Origin of the sequence: Streptomyces ferrugineus, assembly GCF_015160855.1 — a bacterium.
In the GTDB taxonomy this organism is placed as follows: Bacteria; Actinomycetota; Actinomycetes; order Streptomycetales; family Streptomycetaceae; genus Streptomyces; species Streptomyces ferrugineus.
The window spans coordinates 4,836,872-4,851,364 of record NZ_CP063373.1; the positions used below are offsets into that span (position 1 = coordinate 4,836,872).

Here is a 14,493-nt window from a genome sequence, read left to right on the forward strand (position 1 = left end):
GTGCTGCGCGTGACCAGCGCCCGGGTGGGGGCGTTGCCGGGTCTGCGCCGGCTGCGTGCCACGGGACCCTTGTGGGTGCGTCGGACCGCGACAAATCGGGTTTCGCGGGGGAAGCTGCCTGTATGGCAGCCTCGTCCTCCTCCGATGCCCAGTACCGTTTCGACGATCTGACGGCTCTGTACATCAACTGCACTCTCAAGCCGTCTCCGCAGCTCAGTCACACCCAGGGTCTGATCGACAGGAGCGCGGAGATCATGATGTCGCGGGGCGTCACGACCTCCGAGATCCGTGCCGTCGACCACGACATCGCGCCCGGTGTGTATCCGGACATGACCGAGCACGGCTTCGCGGTGGACGAGTGGCCCGAGCTGTACGAGCGGGTGATGGCCGCGGACATCCTGGTCATCGCCGGGCCGATCTGGCTGGGCGACAACGGCTCCGTGACGAAGAAGGTGATCGAGCGCCTCTATGCCTGCTCCTCGCTGCTCAACTCCCAGGGCCAGTACGCCTACTACGGCCGTGTCGGCGGCTGTCTGATCACCGGTAACGAGGACGGGGTGAAGCACTGCGCGATGAACGTGCTCTACAGCCTCCAGCATCTCGGCTACACGATCCCGCCTCAGGCAGACGCGGGGTGGATCGGCGCGGCCGGTCCCGGGCCGTCGTATCTGGACCCGGGGTCGGGCGGTCCGGAGAACGACTTCACCAACCGCAACACCTCCTTCATGGCCTGGAACCTGATGCACCTCGCCGCCCTGCTGAAGCGGGCCGGAGGCGTGCCCGCCCATGGCAATCAGCGCTCGCAGTGGGATGCCGGCTGCCGCCCCGGTGCGGACAACCCCGAGCACCGCTGACCTGCTCCGGCTGGCGGAGGGGAGGGGGCGTCTCCGCCGGGCGGCTCTGTCAGGTCGGTCTTCCGTCCAGCCGGTCAGTTCATGTTTCCCCTGGGCCGGTGACGCCCCGTCACAGGTGGCCTGACAGCCGCCGGGTGTGCCCAACTGCTGCCGACCGCGTTGCCACGGCCATGCGGCCGTCGTCCTCCACAACTACCGCGCCGGCGGCTTGGCCTCGCCGACGGGGAACGCCGCTACGACGGACCGGAGAAACGGCTCGCCACGCGGCTGGCGGTCGGGGCGCCCGCCATCACCCTCGACCCCGGGCGGGACCCCTTCACCCCCGGGCAACGGCGCCTCGCACCGGGACAGGTTCACGGGCGGGTACGAGCACCGCACCTTGCCGGGGGTCGGCTACAGGCTGCCCAGGAGGAACCCGTCGCCTGTGCCTGGGCCGTCATCGACGCCAAGCACTTCCGATCACCCGCTTGACGGGTGATTCCCGCCCGAGCGGGTCCGCCACGAGGACCTGGTTGAGGAGCGGATGGCTGTGCCAGGCGGCTCGGCGCGGTACATCGCGGTACACCGAGGACGCCGGGCGGTCGTGGGAGGGGCGTCCTTGTCCTGCCCGTCACCGGCCTGGGCCTGTGAGGGGGAGGCTATGAATCTTCCCCGGCACCCACGTCACTTGCCAAAATGGTGATGTGAATCTCGATCATGTCTTCGTGTGCGGAAACCCGGCACTCGACTTCGCCGCCACGCTGCAAGCGCGCCGTTCGGTGCGTTTCGAGATGCTCGCGACGCCGGACAGGCTGACCGCATGGTACGTGGAGTCCGGCCTCGTCGATGCGGTTTCCCCCGGTCAGGAGGCCGACGTCGAGCAGGCGACGGCCGTACGGGAAGCCGTCTACCGGCTGGTCACCGCCCGTCGGCTCGGGGAGGAGTACGACGGGGCGGCGCTGACCGTCGTGAACCACGCGGCCCGCAGGCCGCCGGCCGTGCCCCAGCTCACCCCGTCGGGGCGATGGACGCAGGCAACGCCGGAAGAAGCCCTCTCCATGGTGGCGCGCCAAGCCGTGGAGCTCCTGAGCGGGCCGGACGTGCCCCTGCTCAAGGAGTGCGGCAACCCGGAGTGCACCCGCACCTACATCGACCGCTCGCGGGGCATGCGTCGGCAGTGGTGCGGGATGGAGTCCTGCGGCAACAAGATCAAGGCAGCCGCGTACCGCGCCCGCAGGAAGGCCGCACCTGCGGCTGGCCGCTGACCCGCCCGCGCCGTCGGCCATCGTGACGGCCCCGGCCGTCAGGCCCGTACGGCCGGTTCGACTGCCGTCGCCTCTGTGGCGCGGAGGCGCTCGATGCCGGTGTCGAGCAGCGCCCTGAGGTGGGTCGGGCCGTCTGTGGAGATCATGATGGTCACGCCTGCCTGGATGCCTGCCGGCAGCGGGGCGGTCGTCCGGTCCGTATCAAGGGACCGGTGAATCCGGGCCGTTGGTCTGGAGGGCGGGCATGTTGCGGCCAAGGACGGTCGTTGGAGGACCCGGAGCCGACCCTCGACAGGCTTGCTCCTTGGTCCCTCCCGCACCTTCGCATGTCCGATGCCGCCTGCATCGACGTCCTGGAGCGTGTGCGCCGGCGCACCTGTGGCGGCCGTGAGCCCATGCCGGGAAATGTGGACGCCCTCCCCGGCCCGTCTGGCCCGTCAGGCCCGTCAGGCCCGTCCGGCTTTTCCCGGTTGGTCTTCCCGGCCCGTCCGGGCTGTTCGGCGTCCTGTCGTGTCTCGGGTTATCCCCACCCGGGATCCGCCAGCAGCCACCATGGCCTGCGACGACCGTGATCCGTAGCTTCGGGATATCGGCTCGAAAAGATCGCGGGAAGGCGGACCATGAGGCTGCGCAAGGGCGGCAACAGGCACGACGCGGGGGAGCGGCCGCAGGCCCGGGACGGCTCGGCGCTCGCCGTCGAACTGCGCGGCGTACGGCGGCAGTACGGCCGAGGAGCCGGCGCCGTGCACGCGCTGGCGGGCATCGACCTCGCCCTGCCGCGCGGCACGTTCACCGCGGTGATGGGCCCTTCCGGCTCCGGCAAGTCGACCTTCCTGCAGTGCGCGGCCGGCCTTGACCGGCCGTCGGCCGGCTCGGTGCGTCTGGGCGGCACGGAGATCACGGGTATGCGGGAGAACCGGCTCACCGAACTGCGCCGCAGCCGCCTAGGTTTCGTGTTCCAGGCCTTCAACCTCCTGCCTTCCCTCACGGTCGAGCAGAACGTGCTGCTGCCGATGCGCCTGGCCGCCCGGCGCGCAGACCGTCGCCGGGCGGCGGACGTGCTCGGGCAGGTCGGCCTCGCGGACAAGGCGCGCTGTCGGCCCGGTGAACTCTCCGGCGGCCAGCAGCAGCGTGTCGCCATCGCCCGCGCCCTGATCACCAGCCCGGACGTGATCTTCGCCGACGAGCCCACCGGGGCCCTGGACACCGGCACCGCCGCCGAGGTCCTGGGCCTGCTCCGCAGGGCGGTGGACGCCCTGGGGGCCACCGTCGTCATGGTCACCCACGACCCGGCCGCGGCCGCCTGGGCCGACCGTGTGCTGTTCCTCGCGGACGGTGTCTTCGCCGGTGGCCTCGAGGGCGGCTCGCCGGAGCAGATCACGGCCCGGATGGCCGCCCTGACGTCCCGTCCGGGCGCGCTGGCAGAGGCCGCGGCGTGAGGCGCCTGGCCCCCAACGGCCTCGCCCGCGCGGCCGTGCGCCTGCGGCCCGCGTCGTTCGCGGGCACGTTCACCGCGCTGATGATGGCGGCGCTGATCGTCTGCGCCTGCGGCATCCTGCTGGAGACGGGCGCCCGCGCCACGGTGCCGCCGCAGCGGTACGCGAAGGCACCCGTCGTCGCCGCGGCCGACCAGTACGCCCGCCTAGTCACGGGCAGCGGCGAGAGCCGGTCGCAGTCGGCGGACCCGCTGCCGGACACCGCGCGCCTGGACGCCGCGCTGGCGGACAGAGCGGCCCGCGTGCCAGGCGCCCGGTCGGCGGTGGCGGACGTCACGTTCCCGGTGCGCCGAGGCGACGGAGCCCTGACGGGCCACGGCTGGGGATCGCACACCTTCACCGGCGCCGCGCTCACCGCCGGGGCCGCGCCCGGTAGGGGCGAGGTCGTGCTCGCCCCGGCCGCGGCGCGGGCCGTGCAGGCCCGCGTCGGCGACCTGGTCGCCCTTGACACCGCCACCGGACGCGCCGACTTCCGCGTCAGCGGCCTGGCCAGGCCCGGATCCGGCGACACGGCCGGCGACGCGACCGGCGATACAGCCGGCGACACGGCCGACGCCGCGGCCGCGGGCGGCATCGCCTGGTTCGCCGACGCCCAGGCCCCCGCGCTCGCCGGGCACCCCGGCAAGGCCGACGCCATCGCCGTACTGCCCGAGGACGGCACGGACACCGCCGCCCTCGCCGCCGGCGTCGCCAAGACGCTCGCCGGCACCGGAGCCCACGTACACACCGGTGACGGCCGGGGTGCCGTCGAGGACCGCACGCTGGGCTACGCCAAGGAGACCCTGACCGGGCTCGGCGGCTCCTTCGGCGGAATCGCCACCGCGGTCGCCGTCTTCACCGCCTCCGGCACGGTCGCGCTGTCCGTCGCCCAGCGTGCCCGGGAGTTCGCGCTGCTGCGCGCCGTGGGCGCCACCCCGCGGCAGATCCGCCGCGCGGTCGCCGCCGAGGTGCTGCTCGTCGCACCGCCCGCCGGACTGATCGGCTGCCTGCCCGGGATCGCCCTGGCCCACTGGTGGTTCGGGCAGCTGAAGGACCGCGGGGCCGTCCCCGACGGCGTGGATCTGCACGTCTCCTGGATCCCCCTGGCCGTCGCCGTCGGCACGGGGCTGCTGACCGCGCTCGCCGCCGGCTGGGCAGCAGCCGGCCGCCGGCCCGCGAGGATCAAGCCCGGTCAGGCTCTCACCGAGGCGTCGGTGGAGCGGCTGCGGCCGGGCGTGATCCGTACGGTGCTGGGCCTTGGCGCCTTGGCCGGCGGCGGGTTCCTCACCGTCCTGGCCGCCCGCTCGGCCGGCGAGGACGCGGCCAACGCCGCCCTCGGCGTCGTCATGCTCTTCATGCTCGCCGTCGCCCTGCTCGGCCCGCTGGTGGCACGGCTGTGCGCGGCGCTGTTCGCCCTCGCGCTGAGCGGCGGCGGTGCTCCGGCCTGGCTCGCGGCCGCCAACTGCCGTACGAACGCCCGCCGGCTGGCCTCCGCGATCACCCCGATCGTGCTGGCCATGGCCTTCACCTCGACCCTGGTCTTCCTGCACACCAGCAACAGCCACGTCGCCGCACAGCAGCTGCGCGACGGCATCATCGCCGATCACGTCATCACCCACCCGGCCGGACTGCCCGCCGACAACGCCGACGCCGCCGCCCGCGCCCCCGGCGTGCAGGCGGCCGTGGGCCTGCTCGAGACACAGGTGCTGGTGCCCGTCGGCTCCGGCGCCGACCGGTGGCTGCAGAACTCCGCCACCCAGGCCATATCCGGTACCGGCGGACAACTCGCGCAGGTACAGGACCTCGACGTGCGCAGCGGCAGCCTGGAGCGGATCGGCGAGAAGCGCATCGCCATCGACACCACACTCGCCACCTCAGCCAAGGCCCAAGTCGGCGACACCCTCCCGGTGTACCTTCCGGACGGCACCCAGACCCGCCTCGAGATCGCGGCCGTGTACGGCCGTGGACTCGGCCTGGCAGCCGTGACCATGGACCGCGCCCTGCTCGCCGCCCACGTCACCTCCGGCTTCGACAGCACGCTGCTGGTACGGGGCGGACATGCCAAGAACCTCACCGCCTTCGGCGAGGTCACCGACGCCGCCGGCCACACCACCGCAAGCAGCACCGAGCGCGAGCTCAACGCCTGGGCCAACTACACGATGGCCGCCGTCCTCGGCGGCTTCGCCGCTGTCGCCGCCGCCAACACGCTCGTGATGACCGTCCTCGATCGCCGCCGCGAACTCGGCATGCTCCGCCTCGTCGGCACCACCCGGCGCCAGGTGCTGCAGATGCTGCGCTTCGAAGCCCTCCTGGTCGCCCTCACCGGCACCGTCCTGGGCACGGCCATCGCCACCGCGACACTGATCCCGATGATGCGCGGCCTGACCGGCCAGGCCCCCTACGTCCCCCCGCTGCTGTACGCGGCCTTCGCCGGGGGAGCGGTGGCCTTGGGCCTTGCGGCAGTGACCCTCCCGGCCAGGGCAGCACTGCGGCACTGAAACCGCGGGCCGGGGGCCGGGGGGCGGGGGGTCGGCCCGGCCTCGGGCGAGGCTCACCCCTCACTGTGATGTCTCCGCGCAGTTGTTGCGGTGGGAGCAGCTCTGCGACCCGCCATGCTGGAGATCGAGTGCGACGGCTGTCCAGTGCTTCGACCGGGAAGGTCTGCCGGATTCGCGGCTCCTGCGCGCGCGGCCAGGCGTTGTTGTACCCCCGGTGTGGCGTCGGAGCCGGAGGCACCCGGAGCTCGACGGCTCGGGGATGCTGCGCGGTGGTGTGTCCGGCCCCGTGGTCTCGGGCGTCGGGGACGTCTTCGTGATGCGGATGCACTACGAGCGCTTTGGCGACTATGAGATGAACAACCACGTCGTCGAGTACGAGCCGGACCGCCGCATCGGCTGGGAGCCGAGGCCCGGTCGCCGGCACCCGGACGCCACCGCGCCCGGGGCCGTGTGGGGCCACAGATGGATCTTCGACTTGCTCCCGGACGGGGCCGGGGCGACGGTGGTGACCGAGATCTTCGACGGTTCGCGCATGCCGGAGGACAAGCGCGCGGAAGTGGACAGGGGGCGCGCCTGGTGGCTGAAGCAGATGGCGAGCACCCTGGAACGCCTCGCTGAACTGTGCGCCGCCCGGTGAACCCCGAACTCGGTTCGCTCAGGGGTGCCCTGGACCGCCGACGCGAGCACGTCGTCGGGATCCTCGAAGGGCTCTCGCCTGGCGAGCGGTCGGCGGCATCACCCCGATCATGTCGCCAGAGCGCGACCCGACCAGGGCAGTTGGGCCAGAGTCTTCATCGACGACGCCCGCTTGGCGCGCGCATGGTCCCACCAGGAGCAGCTAAAGGCGAGCATGAAGCGCTGAGTCACCCTCACCTCTCTCAGAGGCCGACGCCACTGCTTCACGGACACGGCCTGTTGGCGTTCAAGTCGCATGCCAGGAACCAGAAGTAGACGAGGGCAGCTGCCACCGCCGTCACTCCACCCACCGGGGGCACGTCCAAAAGCGCCGTTGCGTGGGTCGGAGAGCACGCCGCGGTCAACAGGACCACGCACTCCCAAACCGTCGTACAAGGAGTACGACGCCAAGGACGCCGAGAACTTCGTGCGCCACCACATCGGCCGCCCGAGCGACAGACTGGAGGATCGCAGGCTCTACACCGCTCGCGAGATGGCCGAAGCTTTCTGGGATCAGCGGAGACACGATTGTCAGCGGACGCGGCAGACTCCCCGACGGCGGTCAGGTGGCCTGCCTGCTGGCGGACACGAAACCTTGAACGGGGAGCCACCGGAAGGCAGCCGAGCTGGCTGGCTGCGACTACCAAACGGTCCGGCGATATCTCCAGTTCCGGGCCAGGGGGCCGACCCGATCCAACGAGCCGGCAGGTCGAAGCTGATCTACGACTTCCTGCCGAAGGTGGAGTAACTCGTCGAGCGGTCGCGGGCGAGGTCGGCGCCGACGCCGTTCACAAGAAGATCGTCGCGATGGGGTCTACCGTCGCGGACCGGACGGCCCGCCGGGCCGTGGCTGCGGTGAAGGAGTCCTACCGCGCAGGGAACCATAGGGTGTTGGGGCCCTGGATACCGGAGCCGGGGGCATGTGGATGCAGCGGGGTGGGAGCGAGGCCCACGGATCGGCGGGCGTCGCACGAGCCTAGGGTGCCTGTGGCTGGCTTGGTCCAGCTTCCGGCTGGTCATCCCCGTATTCGACAAGACTCTGCCGATGGTGGTGGCCTGGCGTTCGACGCCGCAGAGCAGCCCGAGGAGATACGCACGCGCGACGGCCCGGGGCATTGGGTTCCGCAGGCGACTTCGACACGAGGAGCGCGAAGCTGGACCGGGATTCAGGCCAGGACCAGCCAACGGTGGCCGTCGATCAGCTCTCGGGCTGCGTCGAGGTGGCCGGCGTGGCACGCAGTCTCGGTGATGACATGCAGCAGGACGTCGCGCAAGTTGTGCAGGTGCGGTTCACCGAACAGGTCGTGGGGCCACCAGGCCAATGCAGCGTCGGCAGGGGTGGCGGTGATGACGGCATCGGCCAGTTCTGCCTCCCGCCGGTATAGGTCGAGCACGTCGATGGCCGGCACTTCCGGGGCCACCTTCCACGCATCGTCGCCGCTCGTCAGGACACGGATGACCTCCTCGTCCCCGGCCAGGACTGCGCGGAACCAGAACCGCTCCACATCCAGCGCGAGATGCTGGACCAGGCCCAGGCAGTGCCATCCGGAAGGCAGCACGGGCCGTCGCAGATCCTTCCCGTCGAGCCCGTCGAGGATGCCGAGAACGTGGCGCCGCTGCCCGTCCAGGACCCGAAGAAGCGCCCTGACCTCACTGCTCGGAGCTGCTTCGCTCAAATTTTCGGTCACGGTCACCCAGGATCCCCGAATCTCTGCGGCCGCGCAGGGAGTTACCCCGATATCCGGGACACGCAGCCGACTGAAGTCCGGTACCGCGTCCTCTGACCGTAGATCACGAAGTCGCACTGGAGTACGGGGTACTAGGAGGAGCGCAATCCTCGTACGCCGTGTTTCGGGCACGGCCGAAACACCTGGCCGACTGAGTGAACCGCCCGTCAAGCTGCCTGGGCGGCGACCAAAATGGGTCCGCGCTCGCGGATCCACCGTCAAACGGGGAGGAATCATGGCACGTGCCCGCCTGGCGATCGCAGCGGCATCGCTCACACTGGCTGCCGGATCGCTCGCTCTCGCACCCACCGCTACCGCAGCCGAGCAGGCACCCACCGGCGGATGCTGGAACTGGGGATGCGAGGGCAAGAACCCCGCGGCCTACTGCGGCGGTGACGCCCGCACCGTCGACAGCCTCCGCCTCGGCGGCAGGAACGGGGCTCTGCTGGAGCTGCGTTACAGCCCTTCGTGCGAGGCGATCTGGGCCCGACTGTCTGACGCCGCCTTCGACGAGATCAACGCAAAGGCCGGAGACGCCAAGGTCGTCCGCAATGGGTCCGGCAAGGACTACTGGTGCCAGGTGCCCGTCAACGGCTCGTCCTGCTACACGGAGATGCTGGCCGACCACAACATGACCGCGTACGCCTGGGGCGACTACGACACCTCGATCCACTACTACAAGGGGCGCACGGGCTCCTACTGACCTCTGGCCCGCGCGCACCGCCATGGCGCTCCGTCCGCGATGTGAGGGCGGCGGAATCGGCATCAAGGCCGGCACCAACTGCGCCAACCTCTCACGCGGAGATCTCCGAGCCGTTCGCGCGAGCGGACCAACACCCATGGGGTGCGTGCGGTCCGTGTGCGGGGGCTGCTGTGTAGTACTACCTCGCCAGCGCCGACAATGCGTACGCCTCGCGCAGGCACCGTGCTTACCTGCGCCGAGTCGGGATCCGCGTGCCGGTAGGGGTGACGAAACCGAGGATGTACTCGTGGACACCGTCCCCGGCACAGCGGTTGCCCGGCTCGAGGATTCTTCCTCACCGCATCAGCAGATCGATTCAACATGCATCACAGCCATACGATCGCGAGCACGACCGTGCGACGTGGCCCAGGGCCCCGGCGCACCGTCTGCTCGTGGCTGGCCGGCCCGGCCGATGCGGCCGTGCATTGGTGGGGATCGCGTCGGCGCTGGCGGTCGGCCTCGCCCGGGCGTCGTGGCGAGACCGGCCGAGTGCATGCGGATCAGGCTTTGCTCAAAGCAGGTCCCGTTCTATGAAGCCGTCCGCCTCATCCCAGTCGATGAAGCGACAAGACCCGGTCGTCAGACCGATCCACTGCGACGGGCAGGTCCCGCCGAGTGTGACCCCGCAGGCCGACGCCGCCAACGCGCCGTCCACCGGCAGCACTTGGACGGCACCACCTTTGACGACTGACTGCCCCGCTCACCCGACAGCGGCAAGCCGACCCCAACCGGCCATCCGAGCACACCACGGCCATCCGAGCACACCACGGCCATCCGAAGCGGCTCAATGGTCAACTGAAGCACCCAGTCACAGTGGTGGCTGAGCATCGCGCCGATGATTCCGAAACGGACTCGCTGTGTACCTCAGTCGGCTTCTTGCTGCAGGGCATCGCGTCGCCGCAGCAGTTCGCGGCGCCGGGACCGTGCTCGCACCAGGGCGAACCCCGCAGCCGTGACAAGAGCGACCGAGACCAGGGCTGCGACCAGTGCCTCGACCATCGTGCCGCGAGCCACGGCCAGGGCCGTTCCGCCCGCGCTGGTCGCCACGGTGGCCGCGAACGCGATGAGGGCCCCCAACACCCGGTCCCGGGCGAACAGCGGACGGCGCCGGCTCAGCACCCAGCCGGCGAAGCCGGCCCAGGCCAGCCCAATGGCGATCAGCCCGGCGAAGGCGACCTGCGTACGGGCCGGGAGCGGCTGCGGCTCGGTGACCCACAACACGGCGATCAGCACCGCGGCACAGCCTCCCGCCAGCCCTGCCGCCAGGTACCGCATCCGTGAGCGCAGCGACGTCTCGGCGGCCAGTACACACTCGAGCGTCTCGGGCACACCCCGTCGAGCTGCGGAGTTCTGCTCGCTCATGCCTCGTGTCCCCTCTCGGTGAGAATGTCGCGCAGCATGCGTCGGGCGCGGTGCAGCCTGCTCTTGACCGTGCCGGGCGGTACGTCGAGCACCTCCGCGCAGGCGGCCAGGGAAAGGTCCTGCAGATGGAAGAGGATCAGTACCTCGCGCTCCAGGGGCGGCAGCCGGGCAAGGCCGGCCTCGATCTCCAGCGTCGTCAGAACGCCGTTGAGCGAGTCGTCACCGATGCCGACTTCCGCCTCCTCCACGGCTGTTTCGAACCCTTTGTAGGACTGTCGCAGGTGATCGGTAACCGTCCGCCGGGCGATAGTGAACAGCCACGGGGCAAACCGATCCGGTTGCCGCAGGCGCGGCAGTCCGCGCACCACGGCGACCCAGGCCTCCTGGGCGAGATCGTCCGCGAGGTGATGCGAGCCGACCATGCCCCGCAGGTACCGCCACAGAGGTGCGTGCCAGACGCGCACCAGCTGCGGGAACGCATCGCGTTCTCCCAACTGGCAGCGCACCACCAGCAGCTCATCGCGCCCGTCGCCGCTCACAGCACCTCCCTGTTCCCATCACGTGTCACGAGAACAGTCGGCATTCGCGGCGAGAAGGTTCACGCAAGCCCACACGGGCTTGTCGCATCGACGCCGAACGCGATGGCGTCCGCCATCCCAACTGACGCAAAAGTAGACTCGTGTCCATGGATGCGTTCTTACCGTTCCTGGTCTTGATCGGTGGCCTTGCCGCAGTCCTGGGCTTCTTTGCGTGGCTTGCCGCGCGTATTCGACGTCGGGGCCTCGCAGGCGGGGCCATGAGCGCGGCCCTGGCCTCCTATGAGGAGGCGTTCCGCATCACTGCTCACGAAGCCCACGTGGAGATCCAGGCCCAGGCAGAACGCAAGGCGCCGCTCCTGTCGCCTGACGATCACTGGGGGCGAAGCCCTGGCGAGACCGGCCCACTCGGCGCAGCGGGCAATCGACCGCATCAGAGGCGTCCTCGCCGCTCACGACGGGCCCTTGGCCGGTGGGCCAAGCGCATGAAGTCCGGACGCTGACCCGTGCACACGGTGTTGCAGGGTGCAGGAGGAGTCGTTGCGCTGGGCGTCTTCGTGCTCCTCGCGGATCGTGTTCTGCTGGCGATGGAGGCCAGGGGCTGGATCTACTGGCGTAAGACCAAGAGCCTCTCGTCGATCGGTGTCGACCTGATCCAGGAGGGCGACCCCGGGGCCCAGGCAGTCAAGCGGGCCATGGAACAGGAGCGCGTACGCAAGAACGTCAGGCCGGCAGAGGATCCACCGTTCCAGGTGGACCTGACCGCCGGCACAGTGCACATCCGCCGCACGCGAGTCGACGGGCAAGAGGCATCGCGACGGCGGCAGCCACCGGATCTGGCATGACGCTCAGGAGAGAAAGGCCGGCCGCGGAGACCCGAGGCGGCAGCACAGAAGTGGTGGGGTGGTCATGAACCCCGTTGAGACCGTTCTTGATCTCTCCTAGGTTGGCCCGCGTGACGATCGAGGTGCCCTACCAGCCGCTTCCGATTCATCAGTCAGATGTGCGCTACGCCCATGGCCCCGACTCCGCCGTGCAGCCCGGCGTGCCCGCCGGCGAGACGATCGAGTTCGACTGGAGGGACAGCGCGATCTACCCGGGAACGTCACGGAAGTTCTGGGTGCATGTGCCCGCGCGGTACAACCCGTCGGAGCCGGCGTCGTTGATGGTGTTCCAGGACGGATGGTGGTACCTGGACCCTGAAGGAGAGGTCCGCGGCGCGATCGTTCTGGACAATCTCGTCCACCGCGGTGACATCCCGGTCACCATCGGCGTGTTCGTCGACCCGGGTGTCTTCCCAGATGCTGAGGATCGGAAGAACCGCAACACCGAGTACGACGCCTACGACGATCGGTACGTCAGTTTCCTCCTGACCGAGATCATCCCTGAGGTCACGAAGCACTACTCGATCGCCGAGGACCCGGACCGGTGGGGCATCTGCGGTGGCAGTAGCGGCGGGAACTGCGCCTTTACCGCGGCGTGGCTGCGCCCGGACAGATTCCGCCGGGTGATCGGGTACTTGTCCAGCTTCACGCAGATGCCAGGCGGCAACCCATACCCGGAACTCATCCCCGGCGTCCCTCGCAAGCCGCTGCGCGTCTTCATGCAAGCGGGCCATCGTGACCTGCGCTGGAACGAGCCCGAGGCAAACTGGCTCGCCAACAACCTGCTCGTCGCGGCCGCGCTCGCGGAAGCCGGCTACGACTTCCGCCTCGTCCTGGGCGATGGCGGCCACAGCCCCAACCACGGCGGCGTCCTGCTTCCCGACGCCTTGCGCTGGTTGTGGCGGTCGGACGATCACCCGGACCAACCGGTGGGCTGAGGCGCGACGACTTCGCAGAAGCGGCCGTCCCGGATCAGGGCCCACAAGACGTCGACTCTGTGCCGGGCGGGGGGGGCGATTACCGCCTGGGAGTGGCGTTTGCCCTCGGCGCCCTTACGGTCGTAATACGTCCGGGAGTTGGGTCGTAGCGCGCGCTCATCAGGGCGGACATGCAAAAGAGGCGCTGGAGACCCCGGTGGTAGTGGCGCGGCCGGTGCAGGTTGCCGTTCCGCTTCCCGGAATCGTGCGGTGCCGGAGCCAGGCCGGCGAAGGCCGCGAGCCCGTCCGGACTGGCGAAGTCCGAGAGGTCGTTGCCGATCGCGGCGAGGAACCCGGCCCCTCCGAACGAACTGGGCGATCACAGTTTCGCCGGGCACGATGGCGTGCTGCCGCTCTGCGGCCTCCACAGCCTTCTTCGCAAGCTCCTGTGGACTGCGTACGCCAGGCGTGCGTAGGCATCGGGTGAGCCGCCCGGTCCCGAGTTCGGTGGCTACGCTGGATCCGCAAGCTGGAGGAGGCCGCGATCTGTATGGGTGACGGGCACGGGTCCGGACGGTCTGAGCAGGAGGACTCCCTCCGAGCCGGATGGGAAGAGCACCGGCCTGCGGTTTTCGGTGTGGCCTACCGGCTGCTGGGGAGTGTGGCCGACGCCGAGGACGTGACCCAGGATGTGTGGTTGCGGGCCGCCGGAGCGGATCTACAGGGCATCGGTGATCTGCGGGCTTGGCTGGTGACGGTGGCCGCGCGGCGGTCGTACGACATTCTCAAGAGTGCCCGTTTCCGCCGGGAGACCTATGTCGGGCCGTGGCTGCCCGAGCCGCTGTTGACGGGGCCGGACGCGTCGCAGCCGGTACTCGTCGATGAGTCCGTCAGTTCGGCGATGCTGCTGGTCATGGAAGAGCTGAGCCCTCCGGAGCGGGTGGCTTTCGTCCTGCACGACGTCTTCGGTCTCGAGTTCGGCCGGATCGCCGACTTGCTGGACGTCTCTGCGCCGGGTGCCCGGCAGCTCGCCTCGCGAGCGCGACGGCGGGTGGCCAAGCCGAAGCAGTCCATGCCGCAGGCGTCGAAGGCGGAGCGTGAACGCGTCCTCGCGGTCTTCCGTGCCGCGTACGAAGCCGGGGACCTGGCCGGCCTGGTCAGGCTTCTGCACCCGGACGCGGTCTACGTCACCGACGGCGGCGGCAAGGCTTTCGCGGCACGCAAGCCCATCCACGGCGGCGAGCGCGTCGCCGAGGTCATGGTGCGTGTGGGGCGCCAGTGGCGTCCGGACCGCATCGACTTCGCCGAGGTCGGCGGCGAGCTCGCGCTGGTGTTCCACCGCGAAGGCCGGGTCTACTCCGTGGACACGGTCCAGATCACAGACGGTCTGATCACCGCGTACCGCCGGGTCATCAATCCCGAAAAACTCGTGCGCGTCTGAGCCGTCACACTCGCAGGGGCCACCTCGTCTCCCTGGTGAGAGAGCCAAACAGGCGACGAAGGAATGCGCCAGCGGATGAGATCGATCCGATGACGATCTGCTCTGACCCGGCGTGTGAACGGGCTGTGCGCTCCAGTC

The 14,493-nt window shown here is 70.1% G+C and carries 13 protein-coding genes and 1 pseudogene; 10 read left to right on the top strand and 4 right to left on the bottom strand.

Annotated elements, in window-relative coordinates:
* The first annotated feature begins 122 nt into the window (after nucleotides 1-122).
* The 5 genes from IM697_RS22095 to IM697_RS22115 all read left to right on the top strand — a co-directional run bounded on the left by IM697_RS22095 (nucleotide 123) and on the right by IM697_RS22115 (nucleotide 6,708).
* The gene (locus IM697_RS22095) at nucleotides 123-854 is read left to right on the top strand and encodes a flavodoxin family protein (RefSeq protein ID WP_194049419.1); all 732 of its coding nucleotides are present in this window, start codon (nucleotides 123-125) and stop codon (nucleotides 852-854) included.
* A 683-nt stretch (nucleotides 855-1,537) separates the two neighbouring features.
* A complete protein-coding gene (locus IM697_RS22100) occupies nucleotides 1,538-2,098 on the top strand; it encodes a CGNR zinc finger domain-containing protein (RefSeq protein ID WP_194049420.1) in 561 nt (186 codons plus the stop codon).
* A gap of 620 nt (nucleotides 2,099-2,718) precedes the next feature.
* Nucleotides 2,719-3,537 carry an ABC transporter ATP-binding protein gene (locus tag IM697_RS22105; protein ID WP_194049421.1) on the top strand — a complete coding sequence of 273 codons (819 nt, stop codon included), beginning with the start codon at nucleotides 2,719-2,721 and terminating at the stop codon, nucleotides 3,535-3,537.
* On the top strand, nucleotides 3,534-6,071 hold the full coding sequence (locus IM697_RS22110; protein WP_194049422.1) for an ABC transporter permease: 2,538 nt from the start codon (nucleotides 3,534-3,536) through the stop codon (nucleotides 6,069-6,071). Before IM697_RS22105 ends, IM697_RS22110 begins: the two co-directional genes overlap by 4 nt.
* Before the next feature lie 274 nt (nucleotides 6,072-6,345).
* Nucleotides 6,346-6,708, top strand: a complete 363-nt coding sequence (locus tag IM697_RS22115) for an SRPBCC family protein (RefSeq protein ID WP_194049423.1) — start codon at nucleotides 6,346-6,348, stop codon at nucleotides 6,706-6,708.
* Nucleotides 6,709-7,912: 1,204 nt separating this feature from the next.
* Here the strand turns inward: IM697_RS22115 and IM697_RS22120 are convergent.
* Nucleotides 7,913-8,440: a DinB family protein gene (locus IM697_RS22120; RefSeq protein ID WP_194049424.1), complete on the bottom strand. Its 528-nt coding sequence runs from the start codon at nucleotides 8,438-8,440 to the stop codon at nucleotides 7,913-7,915.
* Nucleotides 8,441-8,708: 268 nt separating this feature from the next.
* On the opposite strand from IM697_RS22120, the gene IM697_RS22125 reads away from it, so the two are divergent.
* A complete protein-coding gene (locus IM697_RS22125) occupies nucleotides 8,709-9,176 on the top strand; it encodes a DUF2690 domain-containing protein (protein WP_194049425.1) in 468 nt (155 codons plus the stop codon).
* 903 nt (nucleotides 9,177-10,079) lie between these two features.
* Here IM697_RS22125 and IM697_RS22130 read toward each other — a convergent pair.
* Both IM697_RS22130 and IM697_RS22135 read right to left on the bottom strand, forming a co-directional pair.
* Nucleotides 10,080-10,577: a transmembrane transport protein gene (locus IM697_RS22130; protein ID WP_194049426.1), complete on the bottom strand. Its 498-nt coding sequence runs from the start codon at nucleotides 10,575-10,577 to the stop codon at nucleotides 10,080-10,082.
* A complete protein-coding gene (locus tag IM697_RS22135) occupies nucleotides 10,574-11,116 on the bottom strand; it encodes an RNA polymerase sigma factor (RefSeq protein ID WP_194049427.1) in 543 nt (180 codons plus the stop codon). The genes IM697_RS22130 and IM697_RS22135 overlap by 4 nt, the downstream gene beginning before the upstream one ends.
* Before the next feature lie 146 nt (nucleotides 11,117-11,262).
* On the opposite strand from IM697_RS22135, the gene IM697_RS22140 reads away from it, so the two are divergent.
* The 3 genes from IM697_RS22140 (at nucleotide 11,263) to IM697_RS22150 (ending at nucleotide 12,935) form a co-directional block, all read left to right on the top strand.
* Nucleotides 11,263-11,616 (top strand): hypothetical protein, encoded by a 354-nt coding sequence (locus IM697_RS22140; RefSeq protein WP_194049428.1) that lies wholly within the window; start codon nucleotides 11,263-11,265, stop codon nucleotides 11,614-11,616.
* A 3-nt stretch (nucleotides 11,617-11,619) separates the two neighbouring features.
* Entirely contained in the window at nucleotides 11,620-11,958 is a 339-nt protein-coding gene (locus tag IM697_RS22145) for a hypothetical protein (protein ID WP_194049429.1), read from the top strand.
* Nucleotides 11,959-12,068: 110 nt separating this feature from the next.
* Entirely contained in the window at nucleotides 12,069-12,935 is an 867-nt protein-coding gene (locus IM697_RS22150; protein WP_194049430.1) for an alpha/beta hydrolase, read from the top strand.
* On the opposite strand, the pseudogene IM697_RS44745 reads toward IM697_RS22150, so the two are convergent.
* A pseudogene (locus IM697_RS44745) lies at nucleotides 12,911-13,279 on the bottom strand (transposase); the annotation flags it as partial. The gene IM697_RS22150 and the pseudogene IM697_RS44745 overlap by 25 nt on opposite strands.
* A gap of 185 nt (nucleotides 13,280-13,464) precedes the next feature.
* Here IM697_RS44745 and sigJ point away from each other — a divergent pair.
* Nucleotides 13,465-14,355, top strand: coding sequence for an RNA polymerase sigma factor SigJ (sigJ, locus tag IM697_RS22160; protein ID WP_194049431.1), 891 nt, complete (start codon nucleotides 13,465-13,467; stop codon nucleotides 14,353-14,355).
* The last annotated feature ends 138 nt before the right edge of the window (nucleotides 14,356-14,493 follow it).

Excerpts from the sequence above, each read along its gene's own strand:
- IM697_RS22095 (WP_194049419.1), top strand. The coding sequence starts at position 123 with ATGGCAGCCTCGTCCTCCTCCGATGCCCAGTACCGTTTCGACGATCTG.
- IM697_RS22105 (WP_194049421.1), top strand. The coding sequence starts at position 2,719 with ATGAGGCTGCGCAAGGGCGGCAACAGGCACGACGCGGGGGAGCGGCCG.
- IM697_RS22125 (WP_194049425.1), top strand. The coding sequence starts at position 8,709 with ATGGCACGTGCCCGCCTGGCGATCGCAGCGGCATCGCTCACACTGGCT.
- IM697_RS22130 (WP_194049426.1), bottom strand. The coding sequence starts at position 10,577 with ATGAGCGAGCAGAACTCCGCAGCTCGACGGGGTGTGCCCGAGACGCTC.
- IM697_RS22140 (WP_194049428.1), top strand. The coding sequence starts at position 11,263 with ATGGATGCGTTCTTACCGTTCCTGGTCTTGATCGGTGGCCTTGCCGCA.
- sigJ (WP_194049431.1), top strand. The coding sequence starts at position 13,465 with ATGGGTGACGGGCACGGGTCCGGACGGTCTGAGCAGGAGGACTCCCTC.